The organism is Blautia obeum ATCC 29174 (assembly GCF_025147765.1).
In the GTDB taxonomy this organism is placed as follows: domain Bacteria; phylum Bacillota; class Clostridia; order Lachnospirales; family Lachnospiraceae; genus Blautia_A; species Blautia_A obeum.
The window spans coordinates 1,333,146-1,360,000 of record NZ_CP102265.1; the positions used below are offsets into that span (position 1 = coordinate 1,333,146).

The 26,855-nt window shown below is 41.0% G+C and carries 28 protein-coding genes and 1 tRNA gene (1 of these 29 only partly in view); 27 read left to right on the plus strand and 2 right to left on the minus strand.

Translation table 11 applies throughout. The features are described 5' to 3' along the window. The first annotated feature begins 50 nt into the window (after nt 1–50). From NQ503_RS06350 to NQ503_RS06385, 8 genes are all read left to right on the plus strand, one after another. Nucleotides 51–123, plus strand: a tRNA-Thr gene (locus NQ503_RS06350). 170 nt (nt 124–293) lie between these two features. Next, nucleotides 294–884, plus strand: coding sequence for a Maf family protein (locus NQ503_RS06355; RefSeq protein WP_022388099.1), 591 nt, complete (start codon nt 294–296; stop codon nt 882–884). A 4-nt stretch (nt 885–888) separates the two neighbouring features. Then, nucleotides 889–1,554, plus strand: a complete 666-nt coding sequence (locus NQ503_RS06360; protein ID WP_005425188.1) for an HAD family hydrolase — start codon at nt 889–891, stop codon at nt 1,552–1,554. Continuing rightward, on the plus strand, nt 1,547–2,353 hold the full coding sequence (locus NQ503_RS06365; RefSeq protein ID WP_005425189.1) for a Cof-type HAD-IIB family hydrolase: 807 nt from the start codon (nt 1,547–1,549) through the stop codon (nt 2,351–2,353). The genes NQ503_RS06360 and NQ503_RS06365 overlap by 8 nt, the downstream gene beginning before the upstream one ends. Beyond that, on the plus strand, nt 2,353–2,610 hold the full coding sequence (locus NQ503_RS06370) for a hypothetical protein (protein WP_005425190.1): 258 nt from the start codon (nt 2,353–2,355) through the stop codon (nt 2,608–2,610). Before NQ503_RS06365 ends, NQ503_RS06370 begins: the two co-directional genes overlap by 1 nt. 246 nt (nt 2,611–2,856) lie before the next feature. Beyond that, a complete protein-coding gene (locus NQ503_RS06375; protein WP_259893465.1) occupies nt 2,857–5,913 on the plus strand; it encodes a hypothetical protein in 3,057 nt (1,018 codons plus the stop codon). 134 nt (nt 5,914–6,047) lie between these two features. Beyond that, nucleotides 6,048–8,105, plus strand: coding sequence for a molecular chaperone HtpG (gene htpG / locus NQ503_RS06380; RefSeq protein WP_005425193.1), 2,058 nt, complete (start codon nt 6,048–6,050; stop codon nt 8,103–8,105). A 275-nt stretch (nt 8,106–8,380) separates the two neighbouring features. After that, nucleotides 8,381–8,806 (plus strand): sporulation initiation factor Spo0A C-terminal domain-containing protein, encoded by a 426-nt coding sequence (locus NQ503_RS06385; RefSeq protein WP_022388096.1) that lies wholly within the window; start codon nt 8,381–8,383, stop codon nt 8,804–8,806. Here the strand turns inward: NQ503_RS06385 and NQ503_RS06390 are convergent. After that, nucleotides 8,742–9,245: a DUF5721 family protein gene (locus NQ503_RS06390; RefSeq protein WP_022388095.1), complete on the minus strand. Its 504-nt coding sequence runs from the start codon at nt 9,243–9,245 to the stop codon at nt 8,742–8,744. The genes NQ503_RS06385 and NQ503_RS06390 overlap by 65 nt on opposite strands. 153 nt (nt 9,246–9,398) lie before the next feature. Here NQ503_RS06390 and NQ503_RS06395 point away from each other — a divergent pair, with 153 nt between their 5' ends. Together NQ503_RS06395 and NQ503_RS06400 are read left to right on the plus strand one after the other, a co-directional pair. Then, nucleotides 9,399–10,238, plus strand: a complete 840-nt coding sequence (locus NQ503_RS06395) for a DegV family protein (protein WP_022388094.1) — start codon at nt 9,399–9,401, stop codon at nt 10,236–10,238. A gap of 73 nt (nt 10,239–10,311) precedes the next feature. Then, entirely contained in the window at nt 10,312–10,563 is a 252-nt protein-coding gene (locus NQ503_RS06400) for a hypothetical protein (protein WP_005425198.1), read from the plus strand. A 91-nt stretch (nt 10,564–10,654) separates the two neighbouring features. Here the strand turns inward: NQ503_RS06400 and NQ503_RS06405 are convergent, their stop codons facing one another. Further along, nucleotides 10,655–10,855, minus strand: coding sequence for a cold-shock protein (locus NQ503_RS06405; RefSeq protein WP_005425201.1), 201 nt, complete (start codon nt 10,853–10,855; stop codon nt 10,655–10,657). 275 nt (nt 10,856–11,130) lie between these two features. Here NQ503_RS06405 and pyrF point away from each other — a divergent pair, with 275 nt between their 5' ends. The 17 genes from pyrF to NQ503_RS06490 all read left to right on the plus strand — a co-directional run. Next, nucleotides 11,131–12,057 (plus strand): orotidine-5'-phosphate decarboxylase, encoded by a 927-nt coding sequence (gene pyrF / locus NQ503_RS06410; protein ID WP_005425203.1) that lies wholly within the window; start codon nt 11,131–11,133, stop codon nt 12,055–12,057. Between the two features lie 19 nt (nt 12,058–12,076). Further along, nucleotides 12,077–12,859 carry a dihydroorotate dehydrogenase electron transfer subunit gene (locus NQ503_RS06415; RefSeq protein WP_022388091.1) on the plus strand — a complete coding sequence of 261 codons (783 nt, stop codon included), beginning with the start codon at nt 12,077–12,079 and terminating at the stop codon, nt 12,857–12,859. After that, nucleotides 12,856–13,761, plus strand: coding sequence for a dihydroorotate dehydrogenase (locus NQ503_RS06420; protein ID WP_005425206.1), 906 nt, complete (start codon nt 12,856–12,858; stop codon nt 13,759–13,761). The genes NQ503_RS06415 and NQ503_RS06420 overlap by 4 nt, the downstream gene beginning before the upstream one ends. Before the next feature lie 115 nt (nt 13,762–13,876). Continuing rightward, nucleotides 13,877–15,205 carry an MATE family efflux transporter gene (locus tag NQ503_RS06425; RefSeq protein WP_005425208.1) on the plus strand — a complete coding sequence of 443 codons (1,329 nt, stop codon included), beginning with the start codon at nt 13,877–13,879 and terminating at the stop codon, nt 15,203–15,205. 158 nt (nt 15,206–15,363) lie between these two features. Then, entirely contained in the window at nt 15,364–16,044 is a 681-nt protein-coding gene (gene pyrE / locus NQ503_RS06430; protein ID WP_005425209.1) for an orotate phosphoribosyltransferase, read from the plus strand. A gap of 50 nt (nt 16,045–16,094) precedes the next feature. Beyond that, the gene (locus tag NQ503_RS06435) at nt 16,095–16,247 is read left to right on the plus strand and encodes a hypothetical protein (protein WP_005425210.1); all 153 of its coding nucleotides are present in this window, start codon (nt 16,095–16,097) and stop codon (nt 16,245–16,247) included. 19 nt (nt 16,248–16,266) lie between these two features. Then, complete coding sequence (locus tag NQ503_RS06440; protein WP_022388089.1) at nt 16,267–16,740, plus strand: VanZ family protein; 474 nt, start codon at nt 16,267–16,269, stop codon at nt 16,738–16,740. Continuing rightward, the gene (locus NQ503_RS06445; RefSeq protein WP_022388088.1) at nt 16,724–17,038 is read left to right on the plus strand and encodes a hypothetical protein; all 315 of its coding nucleotides are present in this window, start codon (nt 16,724–16,726) and stop codon (nt 17,036–17,038) included. Before NQ503_RS06440 ends, NQ503_RS06445 begins: the two co-directional genes overlap by 17 nt. Before the next feature lie 3 nt (nt 17,039–17,041). Continuing rightward, nucleotides 17,042–17,629, plus strand: a complete 588-nt coding sequence (locus tag NQ503_RS06450) for an HD domain-containing protein (protein WP_022388087.1) — start codon at nt 17,042–17,044, stop codon at nt 17,627–17,629. Then, nucleotides 17,622–19,691, plus strand: a complete 2,070-nt coding sequence (locus tag NQ503_RS06455) for an aminopeptidase (RefSeq protein ID WP_118393296.1) — start codon at nt 17,622–17,624, stop codon at nt 19,689–19,691. Before NQ503_RS06450 ends, NQ503_RS06455 begins: the two co-directional genes overlap by 8 nt. Before the next feature lie 155 nt (nt 19,692–19,846). Next, nucleotides 19,847–20,347, plus strand: coding sequence for a 5-(carboxyamino)imidazole ribonucleotide mutase (gene purE, locus NQ503_RS06460; RefSeq protein ID WP_005425216.1), 501 nt, complete (start codon nt 19,847–19,849; stop codon nt 20,345–20,347). 26 nt (nt 20,348–20,373) lie between these two features. Further along, the gene (gene purM / locus NQ503_RS06465) at nt 20,374–21,399 is read left to right on the plus strand and encodes a phosphoribosylformylglycinamidine cyclo-ligase (protein ID WP_005425217.1); all 1,026 of its coding nucleotides are present in this window, start codon (nt 20,374–20,376) and stop codon (nt 21,397–21,399) included. Further along, nucleotides 21,393–22,016, plus strand: coding sequence for a phosphoribosylglycinamide formyltransferase (gene purN, locus NQ503_RS06470; protein WP_005425218.1), 624 nt, complete (start codon nt 21,393–21,395; stop codon nt 22,014–22,016). The genes purM and purN overlap by 7 nt, the downstream gene beginning before the upstream one ends. A 68-nt stretch (nt 22,017–22,084) precedes the next feature. Further along, a complete protein-coding gene (purD, locus tag NQ503_RS06475; RefSeq protein WP_005425219.1) occupies nt 22,085–23,359 on the plus strand; it encodes a phosphoribosylamine--glycine ligase in 1,275 nt (424 codons plus the stop codon). Nucleotides 23,360–23,474: 115 nt separating this feature from the next. Continuing rightward, the gene (locus NQ503_RS06480; protein WP_005425220.1) at nt 23,475–24,239 is read left to right on the plus strand and encodes an SseB family protein; all 765 of its coding nucleotides are present in this window, start codon (nt 23,475–23,477) and stop codon (nt 24,237–24,239) included. A gap of 127 nt (nt 24,240–24,366) precedes the next feature. After that, entirely contained in the window at nt 24,367–24,744 is a 378-nt protein-coding gene (locus NQ503_RS06485; RefSeq protein ID WP_022388085.1) for a GntR family transcriptional regulator, read from the plus strand. Nucleotides 24,745–24,756: 12 nt separating this feature from the next. Beyond that, nucleotides 24,757–26,855: the 5' portion of an ATP-dependent Clp protease ATP-binding subunit gene (locus NQ503_RS06490; RefSeq protein WP_022388084.1), read on the plus strand. 364 nt of this gene lie beyond the right edge of the window; 2,099 of the gene's 2,463 nt are visible here — the first part of the coding sequence; its start codon is at nt 24,757–24,759; its stop codon lies off the right edge, out of view.

Sequence of the window (26,855 nt, forward strand, 5' to 3'; positions counted from 1 at the left end):
TCTGTTAATATTATCAACTGTGAGCGACAGAAATGTCCGCTTATGGAAATGCTGCTGTGGCTCAGTCGGTAGAGCGTCGCCTTGGTAAGGCGGAGGTCACGGGTTCGATTCCCGTCAGCAGCTTTATTTTTTTGCAAAAATGAAAGTTGGCATATATTCCTTGCAGATATGGGAATTGGTGCCGACTTTTTTTACATTTTCACGGTTGCACGATGTTAGGTGACAGGGTATACTGTTACAGAAGTAAATGCTTTGATTTACACAAACAGAAAACAGTAGAAAAGGGATATTATATGAGAAAAATCATACTTGCTTCTGCTTCACCAAGACGCAGAGAGCTTCTGGCGGCAGCCGGTGTTATTTTTCAGGTATGCGCAGCTGACGGAGAGGAAAAGATTACTTCGGATAAACCAGAAGAAATCGTTCGAGAGTTGTCGGAACAGAAAGCAACTGCAGTTGCACTGAATTTTGATATGGAAGAGGGGACGGTTGTGATCGGAGCAGACACAATTGTTTCTTATAATAATGAAATCCTCGGAAAACCGGTCGATGAGTCCGATGCATTTAAGACACTTAAAATGCTTCAGGGAAATATACATCAGGTATATACAGGGGTAACAGTTTTGATAAAGAAAAATGGAAAATGGGAGAATATCTCATTTTCTGAGAGTACAGATGTTTCTTTCTACCCGGTCTCCGATGAGGAAATCAGAACTTATATTGCGAGTGGTGAACCAATGGACAAAGCCGGAAGCTATGGTATTCAGGGCGGATTTGGCATTTATGTGAAAGAAATCCGGGGAGAGTATACGAACGTAGTGGGATTGCCGGTTGGCAGACTTTTTTATGAAATGAAGAAACATGGGATTGAATTAAGGGGATAAACAAATGATAAAGGCTTGTATTTTTGATCTGGATGGTACTTTGGCAAATACACTGGAGTCAATGGCTTATGTGGCAAATGAGATTTTAAAGAGTATGAATCTCAAACCACAGCCGGTGGAAAACTTTAAATATTACAGTGGGGAAGGGGCGGATATGCTCATTCGCCGCTGTCTGAAAGATGCCGGTGATCCGGAACTGACACATTATGAAGAAGTTCGCAGGATTTACAGAAAAAAATTTGATGAAGATCCATTATACAAAGTTGTACCATATGAAGGCATTAAAGAAATGCTGAAGGAGCTGAAAAAACGTGGAATGAAGCTGGCAGTCTGCTCGAACAAACCACATGTGGCAGCTGTGAAAGTAATAGAGAAGATGTTTGATGGGTATTTTGACTTTGTGATCGGACAGAGTGATTCAATACGAAGAAAACCAGCTCCGGATGGTCCTTTGAAAGCGGCGTCAGAATTTGGCGTATCTCCATCAGAGTGTATGTATGTAGGTGACACCAAAACAGATATGGAAACAGGAACTGCTGCAAAAATGCATACGGTAGGAGTACTCTGGGGATTTCGTGACCGTGAGGAACTGGAGAGTAATGGTGCGGAAAAAGTGGCTGAGAAACCACAGGATTTATTATATATATGCGAGGAATGGAAAAATGATTAAACTTGTTGCAAGTGATCTGGACGGAACTTTACTTTTTAAGGGGGCGCAGAGCCTTCCGGAAGAAATTTTCCCACTGATCAGACAGTTAAAAAAAATGGGAATACTGTTTGTGGCTGCAAGTGGACGTCAGTATGCAAATATGAAAAAAATGTTCCGGCCAGTAGTGGATGATATGGCGTTTATCAGCGAAAATGGCGGTCTTGCTGTGTATAATGAAAAAGTTCTTTATCAGGACAGTTTTGAACAGGAGCTGGTCCGTGAAATCGCAGAAAATATTTATGACAAAGAAGGATCAGAATTTACCTGTTCCACGAAAGATTTTTACTATATCAGACCGAAAACAGAACATTTCAGAGATCTGATGATCAATGTCGTTGGAAATGTCTGCAAAGAAATCAATAGCTTTGAAGAAATCACGGAACCGTGTATGAAACTGGCAGTATATGAAAGAGGCGGACTGCAGGACGATACGATTCATTACTGGAATGAACGCTTTGGGGACAAATGTACAGTTGTGACTTCCGGAACAGCATGGGTGGATTTTATTCCTTTTGATACCAATAAGGCAAAAGGCGTTGAAAAATATCAGGAGATTCTGGGAATCAGACCGGAAGAATGTATCGTGTTTGGTGATGAATACAATGATATTGCCATGCTGAAATCTGTTCCGTACAGTTTCGCAATGGCACATGCCAAAGATGGAGTAAAACAGGCAGCGGCATATGAAACGGAGAGAGTTGAGACAATACTAAAAAAGCTGATTACGGCGAAAGGAAACATTGAGGAGGTATTGAAATAATGTATACAGAAGAGAGTATTGAGGTTTTTTTGAAAGAACAAGGCAGACTTTATGATGAACCGGTAGCTGAGACTGTGGAAGAAGCGGAGGAATTTCTGGAAGACTGCATGGCTGTTGAAGTAAAAAATATCAAAGAAGTCAGAAAGTATCTGGATGAAGCAGGAGCAGATGTCAGTGGAATGTCTGATGAGGAACTGGAAGAGGCATGTGAAGTTTTTACACTTCCATCCGGTGGTTATCTGATCGTGGAAGGATAAGAAAATTCATAAAAAAGACGTATATCCCTGGTCGATAAGTAATATGACCGGGGATATTTTTGTGTAGAGGAACAATGTGGTAATGTAACAGTTCTGTAAAATACAAATTACATTCGATAAAAAACCTGTGTTATAATTTTTTACAGGAGACGGGGTATAGATACCGACAAAGAATTAAAGAAAAGTTAAAGTCGAATTCTATAAGAAATAAATCAGGACAGAACAAATCTAAAAGGAGGATGAATCATGCGGAAAGAGAGAATTCTTGCAGTCATTATGTCGGTGCTTCTGGCATTGTCGATGATTTCTGCAACAGTGTTTGCAGCAGAAATTCCAGCACTGGATGGTAAATTGAAGATTCAGGGAACTGCAGCAGAAGGCAGAACATTGAGTGCAGAATTTAAAGAAGTAAAGCCAGAGGGAGTGACGGAGGATGATGTTGCCTATCTCTGGGAGAGAAAAACAGTTGAGGATGAGGAAACAGAGAAAGCAGGGGAGAAGCCTGAACTGAAAGAACTCGGAAAAGACAAGACTTATACAGTAACACAGGATGATATTGGTTCCAAAATTGTCCTGACGGTCACCGGCAAAGAAGAAAATGGTTATACCGGAAGTCTGAAAGTTGTATCAGATACAGTAATAGATGCGCAGACTGCTGCTGGCCAGGAGGTAAAAGCAGCAGAAGAAAAGGCTGCCGCTGCAGATACTGCTGAACAGCAGGCTGCACAAGAAACAGAAAATGAACAGTCTCAGAATACAGATGCTTCTGCTGATACAGAAGAAACAACACAGACTGGTGTGTCCGAGGATACAGACACAACCTATCAGGAGGATTCTACACAGGCAGGAACTGAGAATATAGAAGGCATTCCCGCTGCTACAACAGATGAAGAGAAGCAGCAGAGTGAAAGTGCAGGTTCTGAATCTGTGGATGGTATTCCGGAAGCAACAGAAGATGGCACATATGGACAGACAAATGATGCAGCAGATACTGCGGACTCTCAGAAAAACAACGATACGGGAAAAACGGAAACTCCAACAGCAGATGCAAGTATCGTCATTGGAGACGGAAATTCTGAAGTTGTAGATTTTGGAACTGTGATTTCCGGTCAGGAAGACAGTATACAGGCACAGTATGTAACGGTAACGAATACCGGCAATACTACGTTGAATTTTACAGATATCAGTCCGGAACATTTTATGGTTCAGGATATTTCAGATCCAATGGAACAGAATAGCAGTCAGCAGCTGTGGATCGTACCGCGTGCCGGGATAGCAGCAGGAGAGTATGATGATACGATCACATATACCAGTGAAGAAGGTGTAGAAGTTTCGTTTGAAGCAAAGATGACAGTTGAGGCAGCAAAGGATGATGCACAGAACGGCAACGGACAGGATGATCAGAAAACAGATACAGGAAATACATCAGATCCGACAGCAGATGATCAGAATAAAGGTGATGAAACTCCGGCGGACAGTACAACAGATCCTTCGAATGATGCGAACACTTCAGATGGCGGAAATAATGGAAGTACCACAACAGAAGTTACACTGGCAGTAGATGATACTGTTGCAGAGTCCGGGTTGACATTTAAATCTACAGAAAGCCAGCAGATCACTGTAAAAAATAATTCCGCACAGGCAGTGACAGTAGCTGCTTCTTCAACAGGTGCGGCGCCTGCAGTGACAATAGATCCTTCCGAACAGGTGATTCCGTCTGGTGAAAGTGCGACATTTACAGTTACACCGGCAGAAAATCTGGCAACAGATACGCCTTATCCGGATAATATTCTGTTTGCAGATAAAAATAACAGCGATAATAAGATCATAGTTCCTGTGAATGTTACGATACCTGCTCCGGCAGTGAGCAATGTTACACGCGATCCTAAAGATGGTCCTGACTTTGGAACATTGGTAGATGGATATACAGAACTTCCGGCGCCTCAGACGATCACACTGACAAATGAAGGAAATGCAGATGCTGTTCTGTCTGATGCAGTCAGCAGTACAGGCGCAGCCCAGGGACAGTATTTTGATATTACCTGGCAGGCACAGACTGTTAAGAGCGGAGCTAAGGCTACATTTACAATTCAGCCAAAGATCAATCTTACAGCGAATGCGACTCCTTATACAGAAACATTTACGATTACAGATACTACAAATGGAAAGAGCATTCCGATCACTGCGACAGTTACAGTAAATTCTCCAGATCCTTCTCTGGATGTTTCAGGACAGTTGATTGATTTTGCAGCCGCAAAGAAGGGCTATAGTGAGATTGCTCCACAGCAGTTCACGGTCACGAACAATGGAAATGTGACAGTAACACTGGAACAGCCGGCACTGACAAATTTTACAGTTTCTGTTGATCCTGCACAGCTTACACTGGCACCGGGAGCAACTGCTGTTTATACAGTGCAGCCTAAGACAGGACTGGATGTGGGTGCTTATTCAGAGGACCTTAAGATTTCTTCATCTTTAAATAAATCTATTACAGTGAATTTACAGGTTGTGAAGGGAAATGCAGTTCTTACGAAGATTCAGCAGCCGGCAGCAGTTACCGGACTTGCAAATGGGACGAAGAAGGATGCAGCCTCTCTGAAACTTCCATCTACTGTAGTGGTTGAAACAACAGAAGGAAGTATGAAAGCAGCAGTTTCATGGAATGTGAAAGAAACTTCTTATAAGCAGTCCAGTACAGATGCTCAGAAATTTACTGTATCCGGTACCGTGACGTTGCCTTCCGGAGTGGATAATGATAATAAGATCAGTCTTGCTACTTCTGTGGAAGTCAGCGTAAATGCATACAGTGCAAAAGTTGCATCTGCAGAGAATAATAAGATTACAGGCATTGATGTAAATGGAGTTTATACTACACAGACAAAGATTTCCTTTACAGCAGTTGGTGCGGGAATGGATAATAATTCTCCGAAAAAAGGAGACACCCGTTATGTTCCGCAGAGCTGGACAGTCATTAATACAAATGTCTGGAACGCCGCACCATATACTGCGTCTTTTGGACTGGCACAGAGTGGGGATTATACGCTGAAAGTTGCTTTTGCACAGCAGCAGTATGATGGAAGCAGCTGGAAAGCAACAGGAACAACGGATACCAGACAGGTATCTTTCAGCATCGCAAAAGCCAAAGTGACTGCTCCTGGAACAAATCTTACACCTGCAGCGAACAGAAAGAGTTCCGTAAAAACAGGTGATAATACACCAATCCTTCCATTTGTATGTATCCTGATCATTGCGGCAGGTGCGATTGGCGGAGTGGTATTTTACAAAAAGAAAAACAAAAAATAAAAAAGAAATGAAAAACGATAAAAGTTTTGTTAGCACTCATTTAAAATGAGTGCTAATTTTTTCTTGACTTTTGGAAAAAAGGGGATTAGTATATAGAAAAACGAAAAAAAAAGAATCTAAGGAGTGTGGATAATATGGCTGAAAAGCACGGAAATTTATCAATTAACAGTGAAAACATTTTTCCTATCATAAAGAAATGGCTGTATTCTGACCATGATATTTTTGTTCGAGAACTGGTATCCAATGGTTGCGATGCCATTACAAAATTAAAGAAACTTGAAGTGATGGGAGAATATGCTTTCCCGGATGATTATAAACCGGCAGTGCAGGTCGTTGTAGATTCTGAAGCAAAGACTTTGAAATTTATCGATAATGGTATTGGTATGACTGCTGATGAAGTAGAGGAATATATTACACAGATCGCATTTTCCGGTGCAACAGAATTTCTGGAGAAGTATAAAGATAAAACAACGGATGACCAGATGATTGGTCATTTCGGTCTGGGATTCTATTCTGCATTTATGGTAGCAGATGAAGTGCATATTGATACTCTTTCTTTTAAAGAAGGTGCAACAGCAGTACACTGGACATGCGATGGTGGTACAGAATATGATATGCAGGATGGGGACAGAACAACAGTTGGTACAGAGATTACGCTGTTTCTGAATGATGAAAGCCTGGAGTTCTGTAATGAATATCGTATGCGTGAAGTTATTGAGAAATACTGTTCTTTCATGCCGGTAAATATTTATCTGTCTAATGCAAATGCAGAGCAGGAGTATGAGACAATCGACGAAGCTGATCTGAGAGACGACGATGTTGTCGTTGAACATATTCATGAAGATGCAAAGACAGAAGAAAAAGAAAATGATAAGGGCGAAAAAGAAGTTGTAGAGGTTTCTCCTGCACGTGAGCGTGTAAAGATCAACAAACGTCCGGTATCTTTAAGTGATCCGAATCCGTTGTGGATGAAACATCCGAATGAGTGCTCTGATGAGGATTATAAAGAATTCTACCGTAAGGTATTTATGGATTACAAAGAGCCATTGTTCTGGATCCACCTGAACATGGATTATCCGTTTAACCTGAAAGGTATTTTATATTTCCCGAAGATCAATACAGAATATGATTCTATTGAGGGAACAATTAAATTATACAATAACCAGGTATTTATCGCAGATAATATTAAAGAGGTAATCCCAGAATTCCTGCTTCTTCTTAAAGGTGTGATCGATTGTCCGGATCTGCCATTGAATGTATCCAGAAGTGCGCTGCAGAATGATGGATTTGTTCAGAAAATTTCTGAATATATTTCCAAGAAAGTAGCAGATAAACTGACAGGAATGTGTAAGACAGATCGTGAGTCTTATGAGAAATACTGGGATGATATCAGTCCATTCATTAAATTTGGATGCATTAAAGACAGCAAGTTCTCTGAAAAACTGCATGACTACATTCTGTTTAAAGATGTTGACAATAAATATCTGACATTGAAAGACTGTATCGAGCAGAATAAGAAAGAAGATACAGCTGAGTCTGACGATACAAAGAAAGAAGATGCTGAGAATAAGGAGAATGCAGAAAAGAAAGAGCCTGAAAAGACAACGATCTTCTATGTGACAGATCCGGTACAGCAGAGCCAGTACATCAATATGTTCAGAGAAGCAGGAAAAAATGCAGTTATTCTTTCTCACAATATTGATACAACTTTTATCTCTCACCTGGAACAGAAAGATCAGACAATTCAGTTCAAGAGAATTGATGCAGATGTGACAGAAGAACTGAAGGGTGAAGGTGCAGCAGATGAAAATACTGCAAAAACTCTGACAGAATTATTCCGTAAGAATCTGAATATGGAGAAACTGGAAGTTAAGGCAGAGAATCTGAAGAATGAATCTGTTGCAGCAATGATGACACTTTCGGAGGAAAGTCGTCGTATGCAGGATATGATGAAGATGTACAATATGTACGGAATGGATCCTGGAATGTTTGGCGGTCAGGAAACTTTGGTGCTGAATGTGAGTCATCCGCTGGTAAAATACCTTGCGGAAAATCAGGAGTCTGAACATGCAGCAGTAATCTGCCAGCAGTTATATGATCTTGCAATGTTGAGTCATAAACAGTTATCGCCAGATGAAATGACCAAATTTGTACAGAGAAGCAATGAAATTCTGATGCTTCTTACAAAATAAAAGCAAAAATTTAAAGACAATATAAAAAGAATCCCGAATATTTTCTTTTATGTGGAAAAAAATCGGGATTTTTTTATATTTTGTTGACAAAAAACAATAAATTCTATATGCTGAAATTGTATGGCGAACCTATGATTTTGTAGTTATAACATGAATAGTGTGACTCTTAAAATGTCGTTTTTTTTCGAAGAACCACGAGTTTGGTATGTAAAAGAAAAATAAGAAAAAATTGTCGTATAATAATGACAAAACAGGAAAAGGCGGAGGGAGAGCACATGAGAAAAGTATATCGATTAATCCGACAGCTGGGAATGACCTCAAAATATAAAGGATATTATTATGTTGCCGAAGCAGTAATGATGTCGATGGAACTTCAGGATTATCCAATTAAGATCACGAAGGACATCTATCCATATCTGGCAAAAAAATTCAAATCAACACCAGTTAATATTGAACATGATATTCGGACGGTCATTAATGTATGTTGGACAGCTAATAAAGAAACGATGGATCGAATCGCAGGTTATCCTCTTCGCTACAGACCTACAAACAGTGAGTTTGTAGATATGCTGGCATATTATCTCATCCAGACAGAACTGGATGCAGAAAATGCAATTGAGGAAGCCAAAAAGAATCTTACAGCCTGTCAAAATCCAATCGATGTTTTTGAAAAAATTTCGGAACTGCAGAATCCCATGTGATTTCAGGGTGTCTGTCCAGAAGAAATGTATCGGAAGAAATTCCGGTCGTACAGAATAATTCGTTGTTTTTATATTGAAGGTTTAAATTTAATCCGCGAATCTGATCAGTAGAAATCTGGAAAGAAGAATCTGCAAATAATAGTGAATACTGAGCCGGAGACAGCTGAAAAACGATTCGAAACTGTATTGGCAGTAATTTGCCGCGTATGATTGAAAAACAGTAAGATTTCAGCTCTTTCCAGGGACAGTAATCTGAATCATTAAAATTCATATTTTGCACGGTATCCGTGTCAAAAAAATCTTTGTGGATTTTTCCGTCAATTGTGAAGTTGCTGAAAGTAGTAATGGATGCTTCTACCAGAGAAAAAGAATCGAAGGTATCTCCGATCAGTAACTGATTCATGAAGCTTTTGACATCGTTGATTTTAAGTGCAAGCATTTTGAACTCCCATAATTTAGTGTAGCTTCTATTATAAAACAGAATCAAAAAAAAGAATAGAGTTTTTCGAAAAAGTCTTTTCAAATATGTAGCTATATGGTAATATAGATGTGGTATTCGATACTACATATTATGGAAAAGAGGACGATATAATTGAGCTATAAAATTGTCATAGATAGTTGTGGGGAATTATTGGATGAGTGGAAAAAAGATCCTCGCTTTGAGTCGGTAGCACTGACTTTGAGCGTTGGTGGTGAAAATATTATAGATGATGAAAATTTTGACCAGGCTTCTTTTTTAAAAAAAGTAGCTGACTGCCCGGAATGCCCAAAATCGGCATGCCCGTCACCGGAACGCTATATGAGGGCGTTTGACTGTGATGCGGATCACGTATATGCAGTTACGCTTTCAGCAGAACTTAGTGGCTCGTATAACAGTGCTGTTCTGGGAAAAAGTCTTTTGCAGGAAGAAAATCCTGGTAAGCAGATTTATGTGTTTAATTCGAAATCGGCATCTGTCGGACAGTCCCTGATTGCGATGAAAATACAGGAATGTGAAGAAGCTGGGTATTCATTTGAGAAAGTAATTGAGACAGTAGAAGCATATATTGCTGACCAGCACACGTTTTTTGTTCTGGATAATCTGGAAACGCTTCGCAAAAATGGAAGACTCAGTAAGGTAAAAGCTCTTGTGGCAAGCGCATTAAAAATCAAACCTGTCATGGGCTCTACAGATGAAGGAGCAATCTGTCAGCTGGATCAGGCAAGAGGCATGAACAAAGCTCTTGTAAAAATGGCTCAGAACATTGTAGACAAAACAAAAGACAGTGAAAATAAAATCCTTGCAATTTCTCACTGCAACTGCAGGGAGAGAGCAGTGCTTCTGAAGAATGCACTGGAAGAGAGAATGCCTGTAAAACATATCGTTATTTTGGATACTGCGGGAGTAAGCAGTATGTACGCTAATGATGGCGGTGTGATTGTAGCTGTATAAGCCCTTCCCTTTTGTGTGAGAGTGTGATATAATAACAAAAGTTTAAGCTTATACAATAAAGGAGATTCTTGGAATGAGTCAGAAAAAAGTAGACAGCTATAAGGCAGGCAAAGCAGGCCGCTCAAAAGCATCCAGAAAAGAAAAAATGATTGACAAACTGGAAATTCTTGCATGGATTGCAATCTGTGTGGCAATGGTTGGATGGATTGGATTTTCCGCGTATGCAAAGATCGAGACAAAACAGGAGTCTGTTGTTACAGAGACAGTAATGGATACTTCTGCAATTGATAATTATGTTTCGGATCTTTCGTCTGATGTACAGTAAAAATGAAAATGAGATAATAAAAAACCCCGGTTTTCACCGGGGTTTTTTATTGAATGGTTTGAAAGGTTATTACAACCTTGAAGTATCAGAATTATAATTTTGTAACGTTAGCAGCCTGCATTCCGCGAGCGCCTTCTGTTAAATCATAAGTTACAGCCTGTCCTTCATCCAGTGATTTGAATCCTTCACCATTGATTGCAGAAAAATGAACGAATACGTCAGCGCCGTCCTCTCCTGTGATAAAGCCATAGCCTTTTTCTGCGTTGAACCATTTTACAGTTCCCTTGTTCATGATGTTACCTCCATAAAAATAAAAAGTTAAATGTCCATCTGACGAAAAAATCACCAGATTTTAGAGACTATATCGTTGGTAATATATAATCTCTAAAAACTAGTGATTTTATATTAAGGTTCTCTTCGTCTATGAGTAGAATTATATCTCCCGCTTCTAAAAATGTCAAGGTGAATATGTAAAAAACACTTTATTAAATCGTTTGTTTCGTGTATGATATTAGTGATAATGTATAGAAAAAATATGAAGAATATAAATTCCAGGAGGAAGCAGTTATGATCAATAAGCTTATTGAAAAAATCCGCAAAACTAATGCACCGATCGTTGTAGGTCTGGATCCGATGCTGAATTACATACCGAAACATATCCAGGAAAATGCCTTTGCAGAATTTGGAGAGACTCTGGAAGGTGCAGCAGAAGCAATCTGGCAGTTCAATAAAGGAATCGTAGATGCAACATATGACCTGATTCCTGCAGTAAAACCACAGATTGCAATGTATGAGCAGTTTGGCATTCCGGGACTGCAGGCATACAAAAAGACCGTTGATTACTGTAAATCAAAAGATCTTGTAGTCATTGGTGATATCAAGCGTGGAGACATCGGATCCACATCGGCAGCGTATGCAGTTGGACATCTGGGACATGTTCAGGTAGGATCCAAGAAATATGCAGGATTTGATGAGGATTTTGCAACAGTTAATCCATATCTGGGTTCGGATGGAGTGAAGCCATTTATCGAAGTCTGCAAAGAAGAAAATAAAGGTCTGTTTATTCTTGTAAAGACATCCAATCCTTCCAGCGGCGAATTCCAGGATCGTATCATGGACGGACGCCCACTGTATGAATGGGTAGGAGAGAAAGTTGCCGAGTGGGGCGCAGATCATATGGGTAAAGAATATAGCTATATCGGAGCTGTAGTTGGCGCAACTTATCCGGAAATGGGAAAAGTACTTCGCAAGCTTATGCCAAAAACATTTATCCTGGTACCTGGATACGGCGCACAGGGTGGAAAAGGCTCTGATCTGGTGCATTTCTTCAATGAAGATGGTCTTGGTGCAATTGTAAACTCATCCAGAGGAATCATTGCAGCATACAAACAGGAAGCATATGCGGAATTTGGAGAACTGAATTATGCAGATGCTTCTCGTAAGGCAGTGGAAGTGATGATCAAAGATATCAGTGGAGCCCTTAAGAATCGCTAATGAGGGCAGGAGGAGACAGATGAGTACAAAAACAAAAGAGACTTTGACTGTTATCAGTCAGGAAGAAATCGGCAGAGATATTTACAGTCTCTGGCTTCAGACTGATCAGATGGCACAGAATGCGCGTCCGGGGCAGTTCCTTTCTTTATACACAGGAGATGGAAGTAAACTTCTTCCGAGACCGATCAGCATCTGTGAGATTGATAAAGAAGACAGCAAAATCAGACTGGTGTATCGCGTGACTGGGAAAAATACCGGAACAGAAGGATTTTCCAGACTGAAACCAGGAGAAAAGATTGAGGCACTGGGACCTCTTGGAAATGGCTTTCCATTGGAAGAAGCAGAAGGGAAAAAAGTATTTCTGATTGGTGGCGGTATCGGAATTCCACCGATGCTTGAGACTGCAAAACAGCTAAAAGCTGAAAAAACAGCAGTTCTTGGATATAGGGATGAATTGTTCCTGAATGATGAATTTACAAGATATGCAGATGTTTATGTTGCTACAGAAGATGGAAGCGCAGGGACAAAAGGCAATGTATTAAATGCGATTTGTGAAAGGGGACTTGAGGCAGAGGTTATTTTTGCCTGTGGTCCAACGCCGATGCTTCGTGCACTGAAAGAGTATGCAGCAGAGAAGAATATCACATGCTGGATTTCCATGGAGGAAAGAATGGCGTGTGGAATCGGAGCATGTCTTGGATGTGTCTGCAAATCAAAAGAGATTGATGCGCATTCTCTGGTGCATAACAAACGTGTTTGTAAAGATGGACCGGTATTCTTGAGCACGGAGGTGGAGTTATGATCAATACAAAAGTAACTCTTGCTGGAGTTGAATTAAAAAATCCTGTCATGACTGCTTCCGGTACGTTTGGTTCTGGTGCAGAATATAGTGAATTTGTAGATCTTAATAAACTTGGTGGTGTTGTGACTAAGGGTGTTGCAAACGTACCATGGCCAGGAAACCCGACTCCGAGAGTGACAGAGACTGCAAGCGGAATGCTGAATGCAATCGGACTTCAGAATCCGGGAATTGATCTTTTTTGCAGAAGAGACATTCCATTTCTGAAACAGTATGACACAAAAATTATTGTAAATGTTTGTGGAAAGAGTACAGAAGATTATTGTGAAGTGGTGGAAAAACTGGCGGATGAGCCGGTCGACTTACTGGAAATCAATGTATCCTGCCCAAATGTGAAAGAGGGTGGTATTGCATTTGGACAGAATCCTCATGCACTGGAAGCAATCACAAAAGAAGTAAAGAAATATGCAAAACAGCCGATCATCATGAAACTCAGTCCGAATGTGACTGATATCACAGAGATGGCCAGAGCGGCTGAGGCTGGTGGTGCAGATATTCTTTCTTTGATCAATACACTTACCGGAATGAAAATTGATATTTACAGAAAAACATTTGCTCTGGCAAACAAGACGGGCGGGATGTCCGGCCCGGCAGTGAAACCGGTTGCAGTGCGTATGGTTTATCAGGTTGCACAGGCTGTAAAACTCCCGATTATCGGCATGGGTGGAATTGCAACAGCAGAAGATGCACTTGAATTTATCATGGCAGGTGCAACAGCAGTGTCAGTTGGAACCGCTAATTTCTTTAATCCATATGCAACAACAGAAATTGTGGATGGGCTGGCGAAATTTATGGAACAGCAGAAAGTTGAGGATATCAATCAGCTGATTGGTATTGTAAAATAGTAGTTACAGAAAACAGAATAGAAATACATAAGAGACAGCAGCGAAGGTTGAAAAACTTTTTCTGCTGTCTTGTATCGGGAAAGGAAATATTTTGAACAAACAGAAAACAAATGACATGACTGTGGGAAATCCGGTCAGACTGATCATTCAGTTTATGATACCGATGTTTCTTGGAAACATATTCCAACAGTTTTATAATATTGTAGATTCTATTGTGGCAGGACAGTTTATTGGAGTAGATGCACTTGCTGCAATTGGAAGTACCGGATCACTGATGTTTTTTGTGACCGGTTGGCTGAACGGACTGAGTAGTGGATTCGCAATTATTGTGGCACAGATGTTTGGAGCGAAGAAGTATGACGATATGAGGCATTTTGTGGCAATGTCCATTTATCTTATGTTTGGTTTTGCTGCTGCTATGACCATAGGATTTTTGGTATTTAATGTGCCGATTCTGCGACTTATGAATTCTCCGGCAGATCTGATGGGAGATGTGGCCGGATATATGGGAATTATTTATGCAGGTCTTCTTGTTACTGCAGCGTATAATACGTTGGCTGCGTTTCTGCGTGCACTGGGAGATTCGAAATCCCCGTTGTATTTTCTGATCATTTCAGCGGGCATCAATGTTGTGCTGGATATTGTACTGATTCGTTTTGCAGGAATGGGAGTAGAAGGCTGTGCATATGCAACTGTTATCGCACAGGGCGTTTCAGCAATCTGCTGCCTGGTTTATATAAAAAAGAAATATCCGATTCTTCATCTTGAAAAGAAAAACTTTGAACTTCGAAAAGGCAGTATGAGTAAACTGATGATTCTTGGAATTCCCATGGGACTTCAGTTTTCCATCACGGCAATAGGAACGATCATCGTACAGAGTGCGGTAAATATTTATGGCGCTACCTATATGGCTGGATTTTCCGCTGCAGGAAAGATCCAGAATGTAATTGGTATGGTGGCTGTTTCTATGGGGGCAACGATCGCGACATATGTCGGACAGAATCGTGGAGCAGGACGTATGGACCGGGTAAAACAGGGAGTAAAATATTCCTGGATCATGCTTCTGGTATGGAGTGTGGTTGAGATGGCTCTGGTTTATTTCGGTGGAAAATATTTTACATATCTGTTTATCAGCCCGTCACAGACAGATGTTGTGCAGGTGTCTGTGATATATTTCCGTACAGTATTCTGGGCATATCCGTTTTTGTGTACAATTTTTGTATTTCGAAATGCCCTGCAGGGGATGGGATACGGAATGGTACCAATGCTGGGAGGCGTTTTTGAACTGGTTGCCAGAACACTGATCGTAGTTTTGGTTGCGGGAAGAACGACGTTTGCAGGCGTTTGTTTGGCGGATCCAATGGCCTGGATCGCAGCACTGATTCCACTGATTCCATATTACTATTATGTAATGGGAAAACATATGAAAGCAATGAGACAATAGGAGTAATAAAAGCCAACTTCAATCCGAAACGGGAAAGTTAACAGGATTGAATAGTTGGCTTTTTTATGTTACTATAAAGAAGATATTCAGAGAATGATCTGAACAGATTCAGACAGAAGACAGGCAAAAAGCCGTGTAGACAGGAGGTCCAGAATAAAATGGAACAGTATAAACAGGAATTTATTGAATTTATGGTAGACAGTCAGGTGCTGAAATTTGGCGAATTTACATTGAAGAGCGGAAGAAAATCTCCGTTTTTTATGAATGCGGGTGGATATGTAACCGGTTCTCAGTTAAAAAAACTTGGGGAATACTATGCAAAAGCAATTCATGATAAATATGGTGATGATTTTGATGTGCTGTTTGGACCGGCATACAAGGGAATTCCACTCAGTGTTGTTACAGCGATCGCATTCAGCGAACTGTATGGCAAAGAAATTCGTTACTGCTCTGACCGTAAAGAGGAAAAAGATCATGGTGCAGATAAAGGAAGTTTTCTTGGAAGCAAACTGAAGGACGGAGATCGGGTAGTTATGATCGAAGACGTTACTACTTCCGGAAAATCTATGGAAGAGACAGTGCCGAAGGTAAGAGGTGCAGCCAATGTAGAAATTGTTGGACTGATGGTTTCACTTGACCGTATGGAGGTTGGAAAAGGCGGTGTGAAGTGCGCGCTTGACGAAGTACATGACCTGTATGGCTTTGAAACAAATGCAATCGTTACCATGGCTGAAGTTATTGAGCATCTTTACAATAAAGAATACAAAGGCCAGGTTATCATTGATGATGAACTGAAGAAGGCAATTGATGCATATTACAGCCAGTATGGTGCAAAATAGTTTCTGGCTGATCAGTAGGATGAACGGTATCTGCATAAGGAGGAATTGCCATGAATGAAAAAATATATAAAACAATGAGTCGTACGGGCGCATGCAGTATTGCAGTTGGGATTATAACCCTTGTAACAGGTGTTGCTGCAGGAGTGCTGATGATCGTCAGTGGAAGCAGACTGCTGAAAAGAAAGTCTGATATTCTGATCTGAAGCTGGATAGGGGTAAAAATTGAAAGACAGTACAAAACGTAAAATCAGGTTTCTGAGTGTGCTTTTGTTTATACTTTATGTACTGCTTCTTGTTTATTTTCTTTTCTTTTCAGAAGAATATGGGCGCGTTACAGCGGAAGAACGGGTGTATCGGTATAATCTGGTTCCGTTTGTAGAAATCAGAAGATTCTGGATATACAGAAAACAGCTTGGGATGTTTGCCTTGATCACCAATCTTTTTGGAAATGTGATAGGCTTTATTCCATATGGTTTTATCCTTCCGGTCATTGCGCATAAATGCCGTAACGGTTTGTTCATTGTTGCATCCGGTTTTTCACTCAGCCTTTTGGTGGAAACAGTGCAGTTAATTGCAAAAGTGGGATGTTTTGATGTGGACGATCTGATTTTGAATACACTTGGGGCAGCAATCGGATATATGCTTTTTGCTGTCTGTAATTATCTGAGGAGAAAACGATATGGCGAGAAGATATAGATACGCGATCATAAAAAAGAAAGAGGCTGCAAAAGGGAAGCTGTCAGTGGGGCTGGCAATTGCTTCCCTGCTTCTGTTTGGAGGGGCTGTTGGGATAGCTTATGTACTTGAAGGATCCTATGGATTTATTGTGGGAGGCATCTGCCTGTTTGCAGCGTTGCTTTCCGTATATGGATTTCTGATGGGAATCAGTAGCTTTTCAGAAGAAAAATGTACACACAGGACCAGTATTATCGGCTCAATCCTTAATGGAATCTTTATGGTAGGCTGGTTGGCCTTTTTTTTGATGGGAGTGTGAAAAATGGAACGCTTACAACAGCAGATGAAATTTATTTTGGAAGTGGATAAAGTAAAACAGATTATACGTCAGACATATCTGGCAGACGGGAGCCGTAAGGAAAATGATGCGGAACATTCCTGGCATCTGGCTCTTATGGCTGTGTTGTTGAAAGAATATGCCAATGAAGAAGTTGACCTGGCAAAAGTGATCCCTATGGTTTTGCTCCATGATCTTGTGGAGATTGATGCTGGAGATACATATGCATATGATCAGGCAGGACTGGCAACGCAGAGAGCGCGTGAGACAAAGGCTGCAGACCGTATTTTTGGTATGCTTCCGGAAGATCAGGGTACAAAGTTCAGAAATTTATGGGAAGAATTTGAAGCATATGAGACAGCAGAGGCGAAATTTGCACATGTGCTGGACAATTGTCAGCCACTGCTTCTGAATGATGCTTCCGGAGGAAAAAGCTGGAAGGAACATACTGTACATAAGAGTCAGATATACAAAAGAAATGAGCATACTGCAGAAGGTTCCAGGGAAATATGGGAATATATGCAGCAGCTGATAGACAAACATATTCAGCTGGGGCATGTGATCGATGACTAAATTAAATTCAAACGGAGGAGATGATAAAGTGGATGAATTGCTGAAAGAACGCTATGATCTGGCAAAAGATCGAATTGTCGAAATCTGTACTGAAACAACTGTAAAGCCGGATTTTCTGGATTTCTTTCAGAATATGGCGGCTTTTTTGGAGAAAACAGCAGCCATACTGGAAAGAGATGAAGAAAAGCTTTCCATAGAAGAATTGCAGAAAGAAAATACAGAACTTTATAAAGAACTGTTTCCTCAGAATTATACACACTGTTACGGGAATCCTGCATACGCAGAAGAAAAACTCGGTGAATATGGAAGGGCATTTACATTTCTTTACGCAGAACTTCGTGGAGCAATTGCCTATGCATATGAAAAAAAAATCTGGGATTATACAGTGACAGCAGAACTTTTTCTTGAAGTATATGCTGCTTTTGAAAATGGTGAACTGCCATCTGTAAAAAATGTGGAAGACATGCTGCGTTCTTATGTGAATGACTATTGTCAGGATATGATGGAACAGAGGATTGCGGAAGCGGTTGATCCGCAGCTGGATTTTGCTGTAAGAATCGTAATGGATTCTGATCTGTCAGATCTGCGTTATCTGTACAGATATGGAGAATATGTTTCTGCAAATGAAATAGGAGTTGCAGAATTTATGAACAGTCTCAGTCAGGATGAGATTGACAGTATGGCACGCACATATACGGAAGGATACAGAATTGGTTTTATTAATGGAAGAAAAGACATTACCAAGAAAAAGACGGTAAACATTCGTTATAATCTTGGATTTGAGCGAATGGTACGTGCTGCAATCCTGCAGTTCCGTGAGATGGGGCTTGAACCGGTGATCTATCGCCATGCCACACATGCAGTGAATAAAAGAGGCAATGCATGGATCGGCTTTGTTGGTGGAAATGCAAATCCGCAGTATGAGTATGATCACAGGCAGGATCAGGCACTCTTTATGGACAGTGATTATGTACAGCGCAAACTTCGTTCTATGCAGAATGCATATGAGAAATATAAAGACCTGGCTGCAGTTCATGGCGGACCGGCATGTATTGAGACTTTTGGAGAAGAACCATTTGCTCCTGTTTCTACAGAAGGTGCGTGGGCTTTAAACGAGGCACAGCAGAAAATGCAGGTAGAGCTGGATAACGAATCCGGTCAGATCGTAAATCGTTACATCAGGGGTGATGAGAGAAGCTTTACGATCATTGCCTATCCGGTGCCGGAAATCGGAAATGATTTTCCGAAGATTTTTGCAGAGATTGTGAAGATCAATACACTGGATTATAAACAGTATGAACGGATACAGCAGACGATCATTGAGACTCTGGATACCTGTCAGTGGGTAGAAATAAAAGGAAAAGAGGACAACGAGACAGATTTGATCATTCATCTGCATGAACTGGAAGATGTCCGGAAACAGACAAATTTTGAAAACTGTGTGGCAGATGTAAATATTCCAGTGGGAGAAGTGTTTACTTCTCCGGTGCTTGCCGGAACTGGTGGGATTCTTCATGTAAAGAAGGTTTATTTGAACGGATTACAGTTTAAGGATCTGAAGCTGGTATTTGACTGTGGACAGGTGATTGATTATTCGTGTGCAAACTTTGAGACAGAAGAGGAGAATCGTGCATATATTGAGGATAATATTCTGCACCATCATCCGAAGATCCCAATGGGTGAGTTTGCAATCGGGACCAATACAACCGCGTATGTGGCAGCTGAAAAATATGGTATTGCAGATAAACTTCCAATTCTGATCGCTGAGAAAATGGGACCACATTTCGCTGTGGGAGATACCTGTTACAGCTGGTCAGAAGATACTCCGGTATTTAACCCGGACGGAAGAGAAATCATTGCCAGAGATAATGAGATTTCGATTCTTCGTAAAGAGGATATCAGCATGGCTTATTATGGATGTCATACAGATATTACAATTCCATATGAAGAACTGGGAAGTATCCGTGTAATTGACGAAGATGGAGAAGGAACTTCTATTATTGAGAATGGGCGTTTTGTGCTTCCGGGAACGGAAGAACTGAATCGTCCTTTTGAAAAATAACGATAGCTTATTTATTTTATGAGGTGGGCAAACTTTTTTTGTACAAAAAGAGTTTGCCCGCCAAAATATTTCTTTTCCGTAATTTTATTGACACAATTTTAGAATCTTAGTAGAATCAACCTGAAGATGTAAGAAATTATACGAGGAGGCCACCAATGAAAAAAGTTGGGATTGTAATGGGAAGCGACTCAGATATGCCGGTTATGAGTAAGGCGGCAGCAATTCTTGACAAGCTGGGCGTTGAATATGAGATGAAGATTATTTCTGCACACAGAGAACCGGATGTGTTCTTTGAGTATGCAAAGACGGCAGAAGAAAAAGGATTCAAAGTAATTATTGCAGGAGCAGGAATGGCAGCACATCTTCCGGGAATGTGTGCAGCAATCTTTCCGATGCCGGTTATCGGCATTCCAATGCATACAACATCTCTTGGAGGAAGAGATTCACTGTATTCAATCGTACAGATGCCGTCCGGAATTCCGGTAGCAACAGTAGCAATCAATGGAGGCGCAAATGCAGGACTTCTTGCCGCAAAGATTCTGGCAACATCTGATCCGGAACTTCTGGACAGATTGAAAGCATACAGTCAGGAACTGAAAGAGCAGGTTGAGGCAAAGGATGCCAGACTTCAGAAAGTTGGATACAAAGCTTATTAAAAACAGGTGGAGGAGATCAGAAGATTATGGATTACAAAAAAGCAGGTGTGGATATAGAAGCTGGTTACAAGTCAGTTGAGTTAATGAAGAAACATATTGCAAAGACCATGAGACCGGAAGTTTTAGGCGGAATCGGTGGATTTTCGGGAGCATTTTCCATGAATGCATTCAAAAATATGGAAGAACCAACACTCGTATCCGGTACAGATGGCTGCGGAACCAAAGTTAAGCTTGCTATGATCATGGATAAACACGATACGATCGGAATCGATGCTGTAGCCATGTGTGTAAATGATATTGCATGTGCAGGTGCAGAACCACTGTTCTTCCTGGATTACATTGCATGTGGAAAAAATTATCCGGAAAAGATCGCAGAGATCGTAAGTGGCGTTGCAGAGGGCTGTGTACAGTCAGGTGCAGCATTGATCGGTGGTGAAACTGCAGAACATCCGGGACTTATGCCGGAAGATGAATATGATCTTGCTGGGTTTGCAGTTGGTGTGATCGATAAGAAAGATCTTCTTACTGGCGAAGAACTGAAACCAGGAGACGTTCTGATCGGTATGGCTTCTACAGGCGTTCACAGCAATGGATTTTCACTTGTCCGCAAAGTGTTTGAAATGACAAAAGAATCTCTGGATACATATTATGATGAACTTGGAACAACTCTTGGTGAGGCACTGCTTGCTCCGACAAGAATTTATGTAAAAGCACTGAAAAGTGTTAAAGAAGCCGGAGTTCGTATTCATGCATGCAGCCATATTACCGGTGGTGGCTTTTATGAAAATGTTCCTCGTATGCTGAAAGATGGCACAAGAGCTGTCATTGAGAAGAACAGCTATCCGGTTCTTCCGATTTTTGACCTTCTTGCAAAGACCGGAGATATCGAAGAAAAGATGATGTACAATACTTTTAATATGGGACTTGGTATGGTTCTGGCAGTAGATCCTTCAGATGTAGATAAGACAATGGAGGCTATTCGTCAGGCAGGAGACACTCCATATGTAGTTGGCCGTATTGAGGCCGGAGAAAAGGGAGTGACTTTATGTTAAAGCTTGGTGTTCTAGTATCAGGAGGCGGTACAAATCTGCAGGCGATCATGGATGCGATTGACAGCGGTGTGATCACAAATGCGGAAGTCGGTCTGGTGATCAGTAATAATCCAGGCGCATATGCACTGAAACGCGCAGAGAGCCGGGGAATCCCGGCTAAGTGCATTTCTCCGAAGAAATTTGAAAATCGAGAAGAATTTCATAAAGCGCTTCTGCAGGAATTACAGGAAAATAAGGTGGAACTGGTTGTACTGGCAGGCTTTCTGGTGGCAATTCCACCTATGATCGTGGAAGCATATCCGAACAGAATCATCAATATTCATCCATCCCTCATTCCGTCTTTTTGTGGCGTAGGATTTTATGGTCTTCATGTCCATGAGGGTGTGCTTGCACGCGGAGTCAAGGTTAGCGGTGCAACGGTTCATTTTGTGGATACCGGTACAGATACAGGACCGATCATCCTTCAAAAAGCGGTGGAAGTACAGCAGGGAGACACTCCGGAGGTGCTTCAACGTCGTGTTATGGAGGAAGCAGAATGGAAAATCCTTCCGAAAGCAATTGATCTGATTGCGAATAACAGAGTTTCGGTTCAGAATGGAAAAGTTGTTATTGATTAAGAATGCTTTATTAATAAAAATTTGTTGTTGATAGAAGAAGTCTAATAGTAGGAGGCAGATAAAAGCTCATGAAAGTACTGATTGTTGGAAGTGGCGGAAGAGAACATGCAATCGCATGGAGTGTTGCAAAAAGTCCCAAGGTAGACAAAATTTACTGTGCACCTGGGAATGCAGGAATTTCAGAATATGCAGAATGTGTGGCGATCGGAGCCATGGAATTTGAGAAGCTTGCTGATTTTGCAGAAGAAAATAAAGTGGATCTGACAATCATTGGTATGGATGACCCGTTGGTGGGCGGCGTGGTGGATGTATTTGAAGCCCGCGGACTGAAGGTATTCGGACCTCGTAAGAATGCAGCAATCCTTGAAGGCTCCAAGGCGTTTTCAAAAGATCTGATGAAGAAATACGGAATTCCAACCGCGGCATATGAGAACTTTGATGATCCACAGAAAGCACTTGATTATTTACATACGCAGGCAAAATTCCCAATCGTTCTCAAGGCAGACGGACTTGCTCTTGGAAAGGGAGTTTTGATCTGTAATACGCTGGAAGAAGCGGAAGCTGGCGTTAAAGAAATTATGGAAGACAAAAAATTCGGAAGTGCCGGAAATACTATGGTCATTGAAGAATTTATGACTGGTCGAGAAGTGTCAGTACTTTCTTTTGTAGATGGTAAAACTATCCGTACTATGACATCTGCGCAGGACCATAAACGTGCCATGGATGGTGATAAAGGATTAAATACAGGTGGGATGGGAACGTTTTCACCAAGTCCATTTTATACAAAAGAAGTTGACGAATTTTGCAAACAGCACGTTTATCAGGCAACAGTAGATGCGATGGCAGCAGAAGGTCGTCCATTTGTCGGGATTATTTTCTTTGGACTGATGCTTACAGCAGAAGGACCGAAGGTACTGGAATATAATGCACGATTTGGAGATCCGGAAGCACAGGTTGTACTTCCAAGAATGAAAACAGATATTATAGAAGTTATGGAAGCCTGCGTGAATGGAACACTGGATAAGATAGAGCTGGAATTTGAGGATAATGCGGCTGTATGTGTGGTCCTTGCAAGTGAAGGATATCCTGTAAAATACGAAAAGGGCATTCCAATGTATGGATTTGAAAACTTTAAAGGTAAAGATGGATATTATTGTTTCCATGCCGGAACCAAATTCCAGGATGGACAGATTGTTACAAATGGCGGCCGTGTACTTGGAATTACAGCAAAAGGAAAGACTCTGAAAGAGGCACGCAAAAATGCTTATGATGCAACAGAGTGGATTCAGTTTGCGAATAAATATATGCGTCATGATATTGGAAAAGCCATTGATGAGGCCTGAAGTAATAAACGGAATGATAATATAAAAAAATCACCAAAAAAGTGTGCCATTTTTCGTGAAATATGGTATAATTTATGATATATCATGCGGAAGCGATAAATGAAAGGAAAACAAAATGGGTATTAGTGTAGAAGATGCAGTCAAAGAACTTCAGGCAAGGGAGACAGTGTTTGTGGCATATTCACAGGCAACAAAACTGCCTTATGTAACTTGCGGAGAAGAAACATATAATGATCAGGTGTGGTTTTTTGCAGAAGAGGAAACTTTGAAGGAATATGGCAAAAAGAAACTGGAAGATAAAATCCTTCTTATGGGGATGCGTTATGAGAAAAAAGATTTTCCGAGAATGTACGGACTTCTGTTTTCTATTGGCGTAAACTCTGTAATCTGGAATAACGGAGCAGATGAAATTGAGATTGATCTGGAAAAAATCGTAAGAAAACCAGATCTCAGTCAGATGGAGCCGGCTAAACGTCCGCTGATCAATCCAACATTACAGCTTTCAGGTATCTATTTTATGCAGGAACTTCGACGTCCGGTTGAAAAAGAAGAACACAAAAATTTAAGAGCACTGGAAGAGGAACTGATTGCAAATCTGAAAAAATCTCATTTCCTGGTAGCAATGGAACGTGACGAAGAAAATCCGAAAAAAATTAATATTCCGTATCTGAAAAATAAAGAAGGCCAGATTTTACAGCCGGTATTTTCTGATGTTATGGAATTTGAAAAATTTGCAAAAGGTAAAAAACTTCGCCTGGCAAAAATTCCATTTGACAAACTTCCGGAAATTCTGATCAATCAGGCGGAAGCAATGGTATTTAATCCAATGGGATTTAATCTTATTCTTAATAAAGAACAGTTTAAGAAGATTCTTGGCTGATAAAAATGACATAATGATAATAAGACAGGTGGCTGAACAGGCTGCCTGTTTTTATTTTTTACTTGCAAAATCTGCTGTATGTGCTACTATATGTATAACATTGAAAAACAATGGGAGGCTGACGGAAATGGTCATTGAAATAGATTTTAACAGTGATGAAGCTATATATGTACAGCTTATGAATCAGATTATAATGGGAATTGCTACTTCCAGACTGCAAGAGGGAGATCCGCTTCCGTCAGTTCGACAGTTGGCGGATACAGTAGGAATTAATATGCATACGGTAAACAAAGCATATTCTTTGTTGCGTCAGGAAGGTTTTGTTACGATCGACCGCAGACGTGGGGCAATTATCGCTGTGGATGTTGATAAGATCAAAGCACTGGAAGAAATGAAAGAAAATCTTCTTGTAGCATTGGCAAAGGGCTGCTGCAGAAACGTCAGCAGAAGTGAAGTGCATGATCTGATCGATGAGATCTATGACGAATACGAAATTGACAACTAGGAGGAACAAACTATGCAGGATAAATTTACCAGACAGGCTGCAAATGCGTTAAAACTGGCAAAAACCACCGCACAGTCCTGTAATCATTCATATATTGGCACAGAGCATATTCTGGTAGGTCTGCTAAAGGAAAAAGAGGGTACGGCGGGCAGGATTCTGGAAGAATTTAATGTAGAAGAAGATGCGTTGCGCCAGCTGATCGAAGAACTGATCGCACCGTCAGAGGTGCTGGTTACGGAAAAGGCACCGGAATACAGCCCAAGAGCGCTGAGAGTGCTTGAAAGATCCGTACAGGAGGCAGAAAATCAGAAAGAAGCACAGGCCGGAACGGAACATCTTCTTGTGGCAATGCTTAAAGAGACGGATTGTGTTGCGACCAGGCTTCTTTATACAATGGGAGTCAATATCCAGAAACTGTATGTGGCAGTTCTGACCGCGATGGGAATTGAGAATCCAACAGCAGAAGAACTACAGGGTGGCAGAAATCAAAAAACACAGAAGAGTGGGGCAGCGACGCCGACGCTGGACCAGTACAGCAGAGATCTGACTGTGATGGCAGCAGAAGGCAAATTGGATCCTGTGGTTGGACGTGACAGAGAGATTACACGACTGATTCAGATCCTGAGCAGAAGAAGTAAGAATAATCCGTGTCTGGTTGGAGAACCGGGAGTTGGTAAGACTGCGATTGTTGAAGGTCTGGCACAGAGAATTGTTTCAGGACTTGTTCCGGATTCTGTGCGTGATAAAAGAGTTGTTGTTCTTGATATGTCAGGAATGGTTGCCGGAAGTAAGTATAGGGGAGAATTTGAGGAACGTATCCGTAAGGTAATTGATGAGGTGCGTGTAAACCAGGGAATTCTTCTTTTTATTGATGAACTTCACACAATCATTGGCGCCGGAGGGGCAGAAGGTGCTCTGGATGCGTCCAATATTCTGAAGCCTTCTCTTTCAAGAGGAGAAATTCAGCTGATTGGTGCAACAACACTGGAGGAATATCGTAAATACATCGAAAAGGATGCTGCGCTGGAGCGAAGATTTCAGCCGGTTACCGTAGAAGAGCCGACAGAACAGGAGGCCCTTGAGATTTTGAAAGGACTTCGTCCGTATTATGAGAAACATCATGGGGTAAGAATTGAAGATGAGGCTCTGGAGGCTGCGGTTAGAATGTCAGTTCGATATATTAATGACCGATTTCTTCCGGATAAAGCAATCGATATTATTGATGAAGCTGCATCCAAAGTACAGCTTGGAAGCTATCGTTCCGCACCAGAGATAGAAGCACTGGAAATAAAGATAAGAGAATTGCTGAATCAGAAAGAAGAAGCAATAAAACTTGCAGATCTGTCTATGGCAAAGAGAATTCAGCAGGAGCAGAATGAAGCGGAAGAACAGATTGAAAAATATAGAAAAAAAGAAGTGCGTAGAAATAAACGCAAAAATCTTACGGTAAATGAAAATTCTGTAGCAGATATAGTATCGGACTGGACTAAAATTCCAGTAAAAAGACTTACGGAAGGTGAAACCAAGCGTCTTGCGGCCCTGGAAAAAGAACTTCATAAAAGAGTGATCGGACAGGAAGAAGCTGTCAAAGCGGTTGCGCAGGCTGTTAAAAGAGGCAGAGTAGGGCTGAAAGATCCAAACCGTCCGATTGGCTCATTCCTTTTTCTTGGACCGACCGGTGTAGGCAAAACAGAACTTTCAAAGGCACTTGCGGAAGCTGTGTTTGGCAGTGAGCAGGCAATGATCCGTGTTGACATGTCAGAATACATGGAAAAACACAGTGTTTCCAAAATGATCGGTTCACCTCCGGGATATGTTGGATATGATGAAGGCGGGCAGCTTAGCGAAAAAGTAAGAAGAAATCCGTATAGTGTACTGTTGTTTGATGAGATTGAGAAAGCACATCCGGATGTGTTTAATATTTTGCTTCAGGTTTTAGATGATGGACATATTACAGATGCACATGGAAGAAAAGTTGATTTTAAACAGACGATAATCATTATGACATCCAATGTTGGAGCACAGGCAATCATTGAGCCAAAGAAACTTGGCTTTATGTCCCAGGATAATGAAAAACAGGACTATGAGAGAATGAAATCAGGAGTGATGGA

Excerpts from the sequence above, each read along its gene's own strand:
- NQ503_RS06355 (WP_022388099.1), top strand. The coding sequence starts at position 294 with ATGAGAAAAATCATACTTGCTTCTGCTTCACCAAGACGCAGAGAGCTT.
- NQ503_RS06360 (WP_005425188.1), top strand. The coding sequence starts at position 889 with ATGATAAAGGCTTGTATTTTTGATCTGGATGGTACTTTGGCAAATACA.
- NQ503_RS06365 (WP_005425189.1), top strand. The coding sequence starts at position 1,547 with ATGATTAAACTTGTTGCAAGTGATCTGGACGGAACTTTACTTTTTAAG.
- NQ503_RS06370 (WP_005425190.1), top strand. The coding sequence starts at position 2,353 with ATGTATACAGAAGAGAGTATTGAGGTTTTTTTGAAAGAACAAGGCAGA.
- NQ503_RS06375 (WP_259893465.1), top strand. The coding sequence starts at position 2,857 with ATGCGGAAAGAGAGAATTCTTGCAGTCATTATGTCGGTGCTTCTGGCA.
- htpG (WP_005425193.1), top strand. The coding sequence starts at position 6,048 with ATGGCTGAAAAGCACGGAAATTTATCAATTAACAGTGAAAACATTTTT.
- NQ503_RS06385 (WP_022388096.1), top strand. The coding sequence starts at position 8,381 with ATGAGAAAAGTATATCGATTAATCCGACAGCTGGGAATGACCTCAAAA.
- NQ503_RS06390 (WP_022388095.1), bottom strand. The coding sequence starts at position 9,245 with ATGCTTGCACTTAAAATCAACGATGTCAAAAGCTTCATGAATCAGTTA.
- NQ503_RS06400 (WP_005425198.1), top strand. The coding sequence starts at position 10,312 with ATGAGTCAGAAAAAAGTAGACAGCTATAAGGCAGGCAAAGCAGGCCGC.
- NQ503_RS06405 (WP_005425201.1), bottom strand. The coding sequence starts at position 10,855 with ATGAACAAGGGAACTGTAAAATGGTTCAACGCAGAAAAAGGCTATGGC.
- pyrF (WP_005425203.1), top strand. The coding sequence starts at position 11,131 with ATGATCAATAAGCTTATTGAAAAAATCCGCAAAACTAATGCACCGATC.
- NQ503_RS06415 (WP_022388091.1), top strand. The coding sequence starts at position 12,077 with ATGAGTACAAAAACAAAAGAGACTTTGACTGTTATCAGTCAGGAAGAA.
- NQ503_RS06420 (WP_005425206.1), top strand. The coding sequence starts at position 12,856 with ATGATCAATACAAAAGTAACTCTTGCTGGAGTTGAATTAAAAAATCCT.
- NQ503_RS06425 (WP_005425208.1), top strand. The coding sequence starts at position 13,877 with ATGACTGTGGGAAATCCGGTCAGACTGATCATTCAGTTTATGATACCG.
- pyrE (WP_005425209.1), top strand. The coding sequence starts at position 15,364 with ATGGAACAGTATAAACAGGAATTTATTGAATTTATGGTAGACAGTCAG.
- NQ503_RS06435 (WP_005425210.1), top strand. The coding sequence starts at position 16,095 with ATGAATGAAAAAATATATAAAACAATGAGTCGTACGGGCGCATGCAGT.
- NQ503_RS06445 (WP_022388088.1), top strand. The coding sequence starts at position 16,724 with ATGGCGAGAAGATATAGATACGCGATCATAAAAAAGAAAGAGGCTGCA.
- NQ503_RS06450 (WP_022388087.1), top strand. The coding sequence starts at position 17,042 with ATGGAACGCTTACAACAGCAGATGAAATTTATTTTGGAAGTGGATAAA.
- NQ503_RS06455 (WP_118393296.1), top strand. The coding sequence starts at position 17,622 with ATGACTAAATTAAATTCAAACGGAGGAGATGATAAAGTGGATGAATTG.
- purE (WP_005425216.1), top strand. The coding sequence starts at position 19,847 with ATGAAAAAAGTTGGGATTGTAATGGGAAGCGACTCAGATATGCCGGTT.
- purM (WP_005425217.1), top strand. The coding sequence starts at position 20,374 with ATGGATTACAAAAAAGCAGGTGTGGATATAGAAGCTGGTTACAAGTCA.
- purN (WP_005425218.1), top strand. The coding sequence starts at position 21,393 with ATGTTAAAGCTTGGTGTTCTAGTATCAGGAGGCGGTACAAATCTGCAG.
- purD (WP_005425219.1), top strand. The coding sequence starts at position 22,085 with ATGAAAGTACTGATTGTTGGAAGTGGCGGAAGAGAACATGCAATCGCA.
- NQ503_RS06480 (WP_005425220.1), top strand. The coding sequence starts at position 23,475 with ATGGGTATTAGTGTAGAAGATGCAGTCAAAGAACTTCAGGCAAGGGAG.
- NQ503_RS06485 (WP_022388085.1), top strand. The coding sequence starts at position 24,367 with ATGGTCATTGAAATAGATTTTAACAGTGATGAAGCTATATATGTACAG.